This window comes from Acinetobacter sp. YH12105 (assembly GCF_013419095.1).
In the GTDB taxonomy this organism is placed as follows: domain Bacteria; phylum Pseudomonadota; class Gammaproteobacteria; order Pseudomonadales; family Moraxellaceae; genus Acinetobacter; species Acinetobacter pseudolwoffii.
Genome location: NZ_VPAU01000030.1, coordinates 1 through 10,377, shown reverse-complemented (window position 1 = coordinate 10,377; position 10,377 = coordinate 1). Strand labels below are relative to the sequence as shown.

Below are 10,377 nucleotides of genomic sequence, written 5' to 3'. Positions count from 1 at the left end.
GCTTCAAGTTTGGTGGTTATATTTTCATCTTTTTGATTATGTAGAACCTTTAAAGAACGGTTAGGTAAATCAAAGATGAGTTTTTGAACACCATCAATTGAAGATAGCGCCATACGAACCATCTGTTCTTCCGCAGAACAATCCATTTTGGGAACTAAGTATTCACTCATGTAGTGCGAATCTTTTAAAACGTCTTCAGTGCTTAAATTTTCTTTGGGATCAGAACCATAACAGGATTGAGCGGTATCTTCACAACTGTTTGAAGTGTTACAGCAAGGAGATGAAGATTTTTTTTCTTCCTCTTCACCACAACAGCTAAGCGTATTATCACAATTCTTTGAATTGTTTGCTTCTGCAATTGATGGATGATTTTCTTGTTGAGATTTCTTATCTTCGCATGGTGTTTCTTTACTACATCCACAACCACTCATAATTATACCCATTAAAAAAATTATAAACTTTGAATATTAGAATCCCTATAGTTACTATAGAGTCAAGAATCTTTGGAAATACTAACTCAATGCATTTAAAAATTGGTGAACTCTCTAAAAAAACCTCATGTTCAGTATTAACAATTAGGTTTTATGAAAAGGAAGGTTTAATTCCGGAACCGGAAAGAACGGAAGGAAATTACCGCCTTTACGATGTAGGCTATGTTGAGCGAATTAAATTTATTTTGAATTGCCGAACTTTAAATATGAGTTTGAATGAAATTCGTCAATTACTTACCTATAAAGACAAACCTGAGAAAAATTGTTCAGATGTGAATGAATTAATTGACTTACATGTCAGTGCTATCAGAGAAAATATAATCAAGCAACAAAAGCTTATTGAACAACTATCTGATTTAAGAGGTACTTGTGATGGTTTATGTACAATTGACCAATGTGGAGTTTTAAAAAATCTAGCTTGATTATCTAGACCTATGCTTTTTTCAAAAAATCGGCACTGTTGCAAATAACCACGAATGGTAAGCTGAAGACTGTTTTAGCTAAAGGTGCAGCATATGAATCCTTTCCATGGTCGGCATTTTCAGGGCGAAATCATTCTTTGGGCTGTGCGCTGGTATTGTAAATATGGCATTAGCTATCGTGAACTGCAGGAAATGCTGGCCGAACGGGGTGTGAATGTTGATCACACGAATATTTACCGTTGGGTTCAACGTTATACGAATCTAAAAATGGGAGCCTATAGCTCCCATTTTTATTGTTAAACGTTGAATCCTATATGTTTTCCTGTTGGAAGCTCTACATCAATACGGAGCTTCCCACCCATTGCCTCAACATACTTTTTCATGGTTGAAATCTTAAGATCATTGCCACGATTTTCTATTGCTGAAAGCGATGGCTGTTTTATTCCCAAAGTTTCAGCAAGCTCTTTTTGAGAAATTTCGAGTTCTTCACGAATAAGATGAAGCTGATTTTCTAGCAGTAATTCATCAGCCATTTTTTGAATACGGGCTTGGCTCTCTGGAGAGCGGCTAGCTAACAATTCTTGCAGAGTCTTAGCCATTAGATTTATCTCCTAGGGTAGTGAGATGAAGTTGGTATTGTTCATCTGCAATATCCAGCATGTCTTTATAAAAACGCTTTTTACCGCCTTTATCAGCAATACATAGAACAATAGCCTGTCGTAAGGGATCAAATGCGAAGAAAGCTCTTAAGGGTCTACCGCGATGTTGAACACGCAGTTCTTTCATATTGGTAAATTTAGACTCATACACAGTATCTACTAAAGGACGGCCTAAACTCGGTCCCTGCTGCTGTAGAACAACCAGGGCAGCTAGGACCTTCTCTTGTGTAGGTTCATCTTGCTGTTCAAGCCACTGATTAAATAGATCTGTCGTAATGACTGTCCACATACCACAACCAAAATATAGATTATAGTCTATATTTTAGGGGCATTATGTTTGTTTTGCAAATGAGAAAGGATAGGCAATAAAAAACCCCGGTATCTTGCCGGGGTTTTTTATTGTGCGATCTTTGGTAGGTGCTGCTCTACCTCACAATCCTAGTGTTAGAACTTATCATTGTTGTTTTTTGCTCCGGAACATCCTGTTCCTGTATGAATCTATCGTAGGGATATTCTAGCTATCCTGATAGCCGCAAAGAACTGGAATTTGAGTAAGCTAAAGCGTACAAAGTGCCTGAAATTTATCCACAAGAAATGGGGATAATTTTGAACATTCACGCATTGATAAAATTTAAAAAATCGCAAAATCGACTACTTTTTAAACAAAATTATTGGCAAGAACTATCAAAACCGCCTAAAAAAAAGCCGACTTGTTTCAAAATCGACTTTTTGCTGATTTCTTAGTCATGACTAAATTTTTAAGTTATTGATATTTATATTAATATACAAGTGTATTGCGTATAACCACCATTATGTTAAATGGAAGGAAGCAAAATAAGTTAACATTTTGCTTCCGGCCACACTAAGCTAGAGTTTTATTTAAATAAAGCTATTTAGTAATCATTAAATTAATTAAAATCTAAATCTAACACCAGCTCCATATAACCAACCTTTCTCAGAGTTTGATTCTATTTGCCACGACGTTTCATCATTACCTTTTGAATACTCATAGGCAATGTCGATATACGGCATGATCTTTTTACTGATTTCATAGCGAGTTTCAAACCCTGCGGTTGCACTGCTTAAACCAGTTTTTTTCGCATATTTAGAGTCATCACTAAAGATAGCATCCAACTCTAAATAAGGTTGAATAATCAACTTTTGCGTAATCAGAAAATCACGTTCCGTTTCTAGGCTAAAGCCCGCATAATTGTCTTCTCCCGCATAGAGATAAGCATCAGTTTCAAAGAAATATGGCGCCATACCATGTAAGCCAATCACCGCATCAACATTTTCTTCGGTGTCTTTGCGATGATCATTGAGTTCAACTTTTTCACTACGATAACGTGCACCAATCTGTGCATCCCAAAAGTCTGAAATCATACGGCTATATAAAAGTTTGGCATCATAATGTGCATCATGCGATTCTTCTTTATCGGCATGAATTTTAATAAAAACCTTATTTTCATCTGTGCCAATACGGGTTTCAAACTCTGACTTTAAATCACCTGTGCCATCTTCATTGACAAGCCACTTATTGTCCACTGTCGTAATCGCATAAATTTGCGCACCGTGTTCTGAGCGATGATCATAATGCGAACTCTGCTGAGCATTCGCATCTGGTACATGATGTAAATGATTAACCGTAGATGTTGCCTGATGTTGTGCCTGATTCATTTGGCTATGGTTCATTTGAGAGCGATCCATTTGCATCGGCTGATTTTGACTAGAAGATGTAGCAACTGTCATTTTTTCAGGCGCACTATGATCTTCACCATTATGTGCCAAACTCACTGCACTGACCATCAACAAAGAGCTTGCTAAAACAGTTTTAGAAAAAAGATTAATGGTGCGCATGTTGATCTCCTTTCTGTACTTTTTGATCTTGCTGTTTCTCTGTTGATTTGTGATGCATTGGCTGATGACCTGCATGTTGATGGTTCATCGGTGCTGAATGTGCAGCATGATTCATTTTCCCCATCATCTGCATGTGTTGTGCATGCTCTTGTGGAGAATGCTGTGAATGATCCATCTCAGACATCGCTTGATGATTCATTGATGGTACATTTTTTCCATCAGTCTGAGCAGTTGAATGATGCCCTTCGTGCGCCAAACTTAAGCTTGTTAAATTCAATACCGCAACAGAAAAAAACGCTTTAAATACAAAATTAGTGATGTGCATGTCCAGCTCCTTTTTGCTCAGTTACTTGGTGAGTTTGAGTCGAATTTGTACCTTGAATTGGCGTTGTAGACACTTGTTCATCGCTAACATTTGCCACGATCAACTTGTTCATCATTCCTGCACTCATGTGATACAACAAATGACAATGGATTGCCCATTCGCCCAACTCATCCGCAGTTAATAAAGCAGTCACTGTTTTACCCGGTGGTACAATCAATGTGTGTTTATTCGGCATATCTACCGACTCTTGACCATTCTCCAACTGCATAAACATGCCATGTAAATGCATGGGGTGCGCCATCATACTGTCATTAATAAATTTGATACGGATACGCTCGCCATACTTCACTTTTAATGGCTCAGCATCGCTGAATTTTTTACCGTTAATCGTCCAAATATAACGCTCCATAGTACCGCCCAAACGCACTACTAATTCACTGCTAGCTTCACGAGTATCTTTTTGCGGTTCTAAAGATTTTAAATCACTATATTGCAAGGCTTTATTGCCCGCAGGTGTAGATGCATTTGCCCAACCATAAACCACTTGATCATTTTCTTGTGGTTTTGCTGTGCCATGCTGTGAATGATCCATTTTCGAGTGATCCATGCCTTGCATATCGCCATGGTTCATTTTTGAATGATCCATTTTCGAGTGATCCATGCCTTGCATATCGCCATGGTTCATTTTTGAATGATCCATTTTCGAGTGATCCATGCCTTGCATATTGCCGTGGTTCATTTTCGAATGATCCATTCCTGCATGATCACCGCCACCATGTCCCATATCTTCCATGGTCAAAAGTGAGCGTGGACGTGGTGCAGGCATATGAATGCCATGTGTCATAGGATTTAATTCATTGTGCAGTGTACCAATCGCATAGCCTGCACGGTCAATTGACTCAGCTTCAATTTGATAATGTCCGCCTTTGGGCTCCACAATCACATCATAAGTTTCAGCTGTGCCAATACGAAACTCATCCACAGCAACAGGTTTTACAGGCTGACCATCAGCACTGACCACAGTCATTTTCAAGTTAGGAATACGGACATCGTAGAAAGACATCGCAGATGCATTCACAAAACGTAGGCGAATTTTTTCATTCGGTTTAAACATTCCTGTCCAATTTTGTTCAGGTGTTTTGCCATTAATGAGGAAGGTATAACCTGTAACATCCGACATGTCGGTTTTTAGCATACGCATCTGATTCCACATTTTGCGGTCAGACCATGTCGCTTTTATGCCATCACGTTTAACCTGCTTCCAAACATCACCCAAGGTTTCACGCTGATCTTGATAATATTCAGCTGAAATTTTAAGATCTTTCTGAATTTGATCACTGGTTTTTTCATGAAAATCTGACAACATCACCACATAGTCACGTTCAGCTTTTTCATGTGCTGCCAATGGTGTTTTACCTTTTGGATAAATCACAAAAGAACCATATAAGCCGTCTTGTTCCTGTCCTTTAGAATGAGCGTGATACCAATAAGTCCCGCTTTGGCGAATCTTGAATTTATAAACATACTCGCTTTGAGGCTTAATACCGTTAAAACCATTAAATCCTGGTACACCATCCATAATGCCCGGCAACAACAGTCCGTGCCAATGAATAGAAGAATCTTGGTTTTTTAAATTATTTTTCACGCGAATGATGGCTTCATCACCCTCTTCAAACTCAAGCAAAGGCGCAGGAAATTGACCATTTACGGTAATGCGCTTTACAGGCTTTCCAGTTGGGCTGACCACTGCTTCATCAATAACAAGCTGATATTCACGCACTTCGGCAAAAACCAAAGGCGACGATGCAAAACAAATACCTGCTAATAGGTACGAACTAATTTTATGAGACATAACTTAACCTTAATTTTTGAAAAATAAATAAATTTTAAAAAAAATTGGTTAAGTTTTAGGAGGACGTGAAATTTCTTGCCAATACCCATTTAGATATTGGTTGAGGTAATAAAAATTAGGCTGATCTATAGAATAGAAGGTATCTAGGGGATCTAGCGAGCTTTGCAAAGAATGAAGACATGAGATCTGTGTCTGGCAGGATAAGCTAGAACATTCCTGACACTTTTTGTGATCTATATTCTGATTAATAGCTAAATGATTATGGCAATCGGTATTCGTCTGTACTTCGTGATTAATACCATGTTGAGTGACTTGCTGTGCTTGATCTAAACAATGATCTTGGCTCATTTCAGTTTGCATATTGATATGCATTATCTTTACTGATGCAACAGACACACTACTCCATCCTATGGCAAAAACCATAAGAAAACAAAACCAAAGTTTTTTGGAGAGATGAGTCAACATGAATGCTATCTAGGAATAGAATTTAATCCAAAATATCTTAACGGAATTTCAACTATTTACAACTCAATATAATTTAGTAGTTTCTCTAAAATTAACATAATACACGTTATACGAAGTTAAAAAATTGAGACTATAGCCTTAATTTTTATGTATTTTTTAAAATTTAAGACCTAGGCCAGTGCCTAGGTTTTTCTATTTCGTATAACAACCATTATGTTAAGTGAACAATAATTTCGTCGAATATTCAGGCTCTCAATTCTGCAAAACTTGCAGAATCTTGTCTAATTTGTAATCCTTGCGGCCAAGGGTGTCTAGCTAAGCTAAGGCAGGTGTTTGTTGTAGTCGGGCCGCTATAACGGATGACGAGTGCCTGTATGTTTAACCTAAATATCTTTAATAGGATCTCTAGCGAAGTATTGACCATCAAAAATGATCTAGAGCTGAATTCTGAGAATCAACTGATAACTAAATATAAGACTTCTACTTCTGAAGATTATAAAAAAGCAATTATTTTGATTTTTAAAGAACGTGGCTATACCAGGTTAGAAATAGGTCAGTTACTTGAAGGCCAACTGTAAAGACTTCCTAAAATTAACATAATACACCTTATACGAAATGCTTAGATATTTATCTTACATTTCAATGATATAGTTCAACCTTATAAGCCCCTTTTCTCCAATCGGGGCTTTTTTTATGATTTATCATGTTCCACGCTTACTTACTGACCAAAGTTCCACGGCTTTGATAAGCCCAGGTGAATAATCAGGAAGCCTGGTCTTTTTCTTTTTGGCGTTTATTTAGGTCTTTCTTTAGCGCCTTTTTATCCTGGTAAGACGCAATCAGCATGATTGGGATCAATATAGGAGCAACCACAATACCTAGGGCAATATCTTTCAATTTTGGCATGATCTTTCTCCCTTATAACTCAGTCATTATCAAATACGGCATTCAGCACCCGGCCAAATAAGCCACGTTTTTTAGGTTGTGGCACAGCTACATTTTGAAACGTGGCATGCTGTGGCGTTGTAGTGTCGTATGCTGTGGTATCTTGTTGTGGTACTGCCACATTACTGGAAAATAAATCTTCTTTTTTTTGTTTATTTTCATTGTCTTGATGTGTTGTTGCATGCTGTGGTGTTGTAGTGTCGCATGCCGTGGCATCTTGTTGTGGCATTGCCGTAGCTGGTGCAGTACTTTTTAATTCAATGAGTGTCTGCATACGATCAATTTGCTGCATTAAACGTTCTTCACGTTCCTGATATTTTTTAACTTCATTTTCTAAATGAATAATGAGTTTTTTTGTAGATTCATCGCTATCTGATTTAGATAATTCAATTTTTTGAGATGTTTGCTCAGGCTCCCCAAAGCATCTAATAACTTCCGAAAGGTCAAATTGACCATCACTAGAGCGTGATAAACGTCCATTACGTACAGCTCTGTAAATGGTTGACCTATCAATATGAAATTTTTTAGATACCTCACTTAGCGATAACTTAGCCATTTACTGCGTCCTTTTTATTTGATGGCATATATCCCACTTTTTTTAGGTATGGGAATAGTTCTTTGATTTTTTCAGGGTCTTGTAGCATCTCAGCAATACGAACAGCAAATTGAGGATAGCTTTCTGTTCCTTGTGAATAGCGACCCATTTCAGGGAGTTCTGAAAGTTTATTTGCAAACGTATGCCGTTGAGCATCGGTCATCTTTGAAAAAAGCTCCAAAGTATTCGGATCTCTTTCTATTGATGGGCTATCCTTCTTCTTCTGTTTAAAGGTAAAAGAAAATCCTGAAATAGAACGTCCTCTTTTATGCTGTTCATATTTTACAGTTATATCCGTATGCTCATTTATTTGTTTAATTGAAAGCTCTAAAACACGCTCTTTTAAATGAGCCATCCGTAAATATTCATTATCAAGAACGCCTAATTTCTTTCTAAATTCTTGTAGTTCTATGGTTGGGGTTTTACCAGCGCTTCGCCACTGAATTAGAAGCTCATATAAGCGAATGGCATAAGCGCTACTAAGACTACTAACTTGCTGTAATTCATATTTAGTAAATTGTTCTTCCAGTCTGGTTATGAAGGGAACAACAGCAGGTGCAAATATTAAGTCTACAGTTGCTTCATTGTCGTTATAAGCAATTTGAGATACCCAACGACTCATAACATTTCGGATATTCCCATTAGCTTTTTTCTCTTGATAGCTAAATTGACGCGCGAATAAATCCTTACAAGCATCTTTTAAGGCTTGATAAGCTGTATTACGGTGCACACCAAATTGATTGATATAACTATCTGCATGAACTTCTAATGGATCATTTGCATTAATCCCTTTCCCACTTTCCCTTGCTTCAACAATAGCCAATAAAATTAAACGTTGCTCTACTAAGTCTAAGTTATAGCTTGCGTTGATTAAGGCATTGTCTTTTACAACTAAATCTCTCATAGCCACTATTTTTTTATTGTGTATAAGTACACGTTAATATTATTTGTGTACTAATGCAAGGTAAACGTAGACATATTGCAAGGTAAACGTGGACATATTGCAAGGTAAACGTGGACATATTGCAAGGTAAACGTGGACATATAAGAGCTAAAACCCTTTATTTATAATGCTTTCAAGCCATCTAAAAGCATTTAAAAACTTTAAAATAATTAAAAGCCCAAGGAAGGAAAAATTGCCCTTGGTTTTCGCTACGCTCAAACTCTATTGAATCTCGCTTTCGCTCGATTCGTTGGGGCAATTTTGGCTCAATCCTGAAAATGATTTAAATATTGGTAAGAGCAAAGTCAAAATAATAAGAACAAATGGATTCGCTTCGCTCATAGAGCTTTTTTTGCTCGCTTCGCTCGATCCGGGATCTAATTTATATATGTAATTAAAAGTTTTTAGATTCGAATATTTAAAAAATTGTTTTTCAGAGAGTCTAAGCGCGAATTTCAGCGATTTCACTCGTAGACACTCGTTCTGTACCTTTCACTGTGAATTTGAGCTTAAATCGCAAACAAGCAGCATTTAGAGCTATATTTAAAGAGGACTCAGATTAATTCCTTATCATTTGTTCCATGATCAAATTTAAATTTCTCAGGTCGCTTCTGTAGATTTTCAAGATTTCTTTGAGCATTCGTTATTTTTTGGCTAGAACTAGAAGCAGTATCCAGGTTGACTGATTTTTCTATTTTATTTGGATGTGGCTTTTTTTCACTGATTCCCATTTTACTCAAATTTCGTAAAACTGAACTGTAAGAAATATTGTTCGCTAGCTCAGGTAAATCAGCGTGGATTTCCTTAATTGTATAACCAGCTTCCAGCCGTTTTTCTATTTCTGGTAATACAGAGATGATGAATTTCTTAGCGCCATGTCTGGTGACCATAATGACTTCCTCTTTCTTTGATTTATGCAATTATGTGCAACTATATGCAATTAAGAGCTTTTATACGATTTTATATGAAATTATCTGCAGCTATAAGCTTTTAAATGATTTTTATTCATTTTGATGTGCAATTATATGCATTTATGTGCAATTGAACTTTCAGTGATATTGGCAAGATGTGTAATGTTATATAACATGGCAAGCCCTGGTTATATAAATTACCCGACTTATTCGCTTTCAGCTCAACGTGGCATCTTGTCCTGCGGAGCTTTTGGCATAGCCAAAATGTACTGGAAATAGAAAAAATGACTGAACAAAAAAAGCCGAAACGGATACGCCAAAAAGTAATTCAAGTTGTAGTAACTGAAGCTGAGAAAAAGCAAATTGAAGAAAATGCTGCTCAGGGAAATTTATCAGCTTCTCAATATTTGCGTGATTTAGGATTGGGTTATCAACCTAAAAGTCTGACTGATATAAAAACAATCCAGGAAATTCGCAGCCTAAAATCAGATATGAATAAAGTGGGTGGACTACTGAAAAACTTAATGAATGGAGAGCTGAGTGATCCGAAAGAGATCCGATCTAAAGTAAACGGGCTGCTGCTGGATTTTTCTAGGAACCAAAATTCAATTGATCTATTCATTTCTAAAGTCAGATCCGCGATCAAGTTTTAAAAAAGTGTAAGGTGTGTGACCTTGTATAGTGGCGTTAGCCAGCTGTCCCTTCAGAGCTGTATTCAAGTAGCCAATCTAAAAAAGTGTATAGGTGTGATGCCTTGTATAGTGGCGTTAGCCTGATGAATTTCGTATAAGAGATTTTATGTTAAATAGCCCTCAACAGAGGGCTATTTTTAATACTAAAAATTACATGCTTTTAAGACATAAGGATTCATATGCTGCACCTTTAGCTAAAACAGTCTTCAGCTTACCATTC

12 protein-coding genes and 2 pseudogenes are annotated in these 10,377 nt (G+C 37.0%); 4 read left to right on the top strand and 10 right to left on the bottom strand.

Features of this window, described 5'->3' with window-relative positions; translation table 11 throughout:
- A pseudogene (locus FTU44_RS14510) lies at positions 1-431 on the bottom strand (cation transporter); the annotation flags it as partial.
- Positions 432-520: 89 nt separating this feature from the next.
- Between FTU44_RS14510 and cadR the strand changes: the two are divergent.
- The gene (gene cadR / locus FTU44_RS14505; protein WP_000550240.1) at positions 521-913 is read left to right on the top strand and encodes a Cd(II)/Pb(II)-responsive transcriptional regulator; all 393 of its coding nucleotides are present in this window, start codon (positions 521-523) and stop codon (positions 911-913) included.
- A 93-nt stretch (positions 914-1,006) separates the two neighbouring features.
- Positions 1,007-1,168 (top strand): annotated as a pseudogene (locus FTU44_RS14500) (IS6 family transposase); the annotation flags it as partial.
- Between the two features lie 41 nt (positions 1,169-1,209).
- Here the strand turns inward: FTU44_RS14500 and FTU44_RS14495 are convergent.
- From FTU44_RS14495 to FTU44_RS14475, 5 genes are all read right to left on the bottom strand, one after another.
- A complete protein-coding gene (locus FTU44_RS14495) occupies positions 1,210-1,512 on the bottom strand; it encodes a helix-turn-helix domain-containing protein (protein ID WP_001140620.1) in 303 nt (100 codons plus the stop codon).
- Complete coding sequence (locus FTU44_RS14490) at positions 1,505-1,861, bottom strand: type II toxin-antitoxin system RelE/ParE family toxin (protein ID WP_004668307.1); 357 nt, start codon at positions 1,859-1,861, stop codon at positions 1,505-1,507. Before FTU44_RS14490 ends, FTU44_RS14495 begins: the two co-directional genes overlap by 8 nt.
- 623 nt (positions 1,862-2,484) lie before the next feature.
- A complete protein-coding gene (locus tag FTU44_RS14485) occupies positions 2,485-3,429 on the bottom strand; it encodes a copper resistance protein B (protein WP_004668309.1) in 945 nt (314 codons plus the stop codon).
- Positions 3,416-3,754 carry a hypothetical protein gene (locus FTU44_RS14480; RefSeq protein ID WP_180051250.1) on the bottom strand — a complete coding sequence of 113 codons (339 nt, stop codon included), beginning with the start codon at positions 3,752-3,754 and terminating at the stop codon, positions 3,416-3,418. The genes FTU44_RS14485 and FTU44_RS14480 overlap by 14 nt, the downstream gene beginning before the upstream one ends.
- Complete coding sequence (locus FTU44_RS14475; RefSeq protein WP_104470970.1) at positions 3,741-5,606, bottom strand: copper resistance system multicopper oxidase; 1,866 nt, start codon at positions 5,604-5,606, stop codon at positions 3,741-3,743. The genes FTU44_RS14480 and FTU44_RS14475 overlap by 14 nt, the downstream gene beginning before the upstream one ends.
- A gap of 839 nt (positions 5,607-6,445) precedes the next feature.
- On the opposite strand from FTU44_RS14475, the gene FTU44_RS14470 reads away from it, so the two are divergent.
- A complete protein-coding gene (locus FTU44_RS14470; protein ID WP_057979931.1) occupies positions 6,446-6,649 on the top strand; it encodes a hypothetical protein in 204 nt (67 codons plus the stop codon).
- 184 nt (positions 6,650-6,833) lie between these two features.
- Here the strand turns inward: FTU44_RS14470 and FTU44_RS14465 are convergent, their stop codons facing one another.
- From FTU44_RS14465 to FTU44_RS14450, 4 genes are all read right to left on the bottom strand, one after another.
- On the bottom strand, positions 6,834-6,977 hold the full coding sequence (locus FTU44_RS14465) for a hypothetical protein (protein WP_171293543.1): 144 nt from the start codon (positions 6,975-6,977) through the stop codon (positions 6,834-6,836).
- A gap of 19 nt (positions 6,978-6,996) precedes the next feature.
- The gene (locus FTU44_RS14460) at positions 6,997-7,572 is read right to left on the bottom strand and encodes a plasmid replication DNA-binding protein (RefSeq protein WP_180051247.1); all 576 of its coding nucleotides are present in this window, start codon (positions 7,570-7,572) and stop codon (positions 6,997-6,999) included.
- A complete protein-coding gene (repM, locus tag FTU44_RS14455; protein WP_180051244.1) occupies positions 7,565-8,515 on the bottom strand; it encodes a replication initiation protein RepM in 951 nt (316 codons plus the stop codon). The genes FTU44_RS14460 and repM overlap by 8 nt, the downstream gene beginning before the upstream one ends.
- A 593-nt stretch (positions 8,516-9,108) precedes the next feature.
- Positions 9,109-9,444, bottom strand: a complete 336-nt coding sequence (locus FTU44_RS14450) for a hypothetical protein (RefSeq protein WP_180051242.1) — start codon at positions 9,442-9,444, stop codon at positions 9,109-9,111.
- Between the two features lie 305 nt (positions 9,445-9,749).
- Between FTU44_RS14450 and FTU44_RS14445 the strand changes: the two genes are divergently transcribed.
- Positions 9,750-10,118 (top strand): LysR family transcriptional regulator, encoded by a 369-nt coding sequence (locus tag FTU44_RS14445; RefSeq protein WP_100329927.1) that lies wholly within the window; start codon positions 9,750-9,752, stop codon positions 10,116-10,118.
- Positions 10,119-10,377 lie beyond the last annotated feature (259 nt).

Coding starts and splice junctions, on each gene's coding strand:
- FTU44_RS14450 (WP_180051242.1), bottom strand. CDS start 9,444: ATGGTCACCAGACATGGCGCTAAGAAATTCATCATCTCTGTATTACCA.
- repM (WP_180051244.1), bottom strand. CDS start 8,515: ATGAGAGATTTAGTTGTAAAAGACAATGCCTTAATCAACGCAAGCTAT.
- FTU44_RS14480 (WP_180051250.1), bottom strand. CDS start 3,754: ATGCACATCACTAATTTTGTATTTAAAGCGTTTTTTTCTGTTGCGGTA.
- FTU44_RS14485 (WP_004668309.1), bottom strand. CDS start 3,429: ATGCGCACCATTAATCTTTTTTCTAAAACTGTTTTAGCAAGCTCTTTG.
- FTU44_RS14445 (WP_100329927.1), top strand. CDS start 9,750: ATGACTGAACAAAAAAAGCCGAAACGGATACGCCAAAAAGTAATTCAA.
- FTU44_RS14490 (WP_004668307.1), bottom strand. CDS start 1,861: ATGTGGACAGTCATTACGACAGATCTATTTAATCAGTGGCTTGAACAG.
- cadR (WP_000550240.1), top strand. CDS start 521: ATGCATTTAAAAATTGGTGAACTCTCTAAAAAAACCTCATGTTCAGTA.
- FTU44_RS14460 (WP_180051247.1), bottom strand. CDS start 7,572: ATGGCTAAGTTATCGCTAAGTGAGGTATCTAAAAAATTTCATATTGAT.
- FTU44_RS14465 (WP_171293543.1), bottom strand. CDS start 6,977: ATGCCAAAATTGAAAGATATTGCCCTAGGTATTGTGGTTGCTCCTATA.
- FTU44_RS14470 (WP_057979931.1), top strand. CDS start 6,446: ATGTTTAACCTAAATATCTTTAATAGGATCTCTAGCGAAGTATTGACC.
- FTU44_RS14495 (WP_001140620.1), bottom strand. CDS start 1,512: ATGGCTAAGACTCTGCAAGAATTGTTAGCTAGCCGCTCTCCAGAGAGC.
- FTU44_RS14475 (WP_104470970.1), bottom strand. CDS start 5,606: ATGTCTCATAAAATTAGTTCGTACCTATTAGCAGGTATTTGTTTTGCA.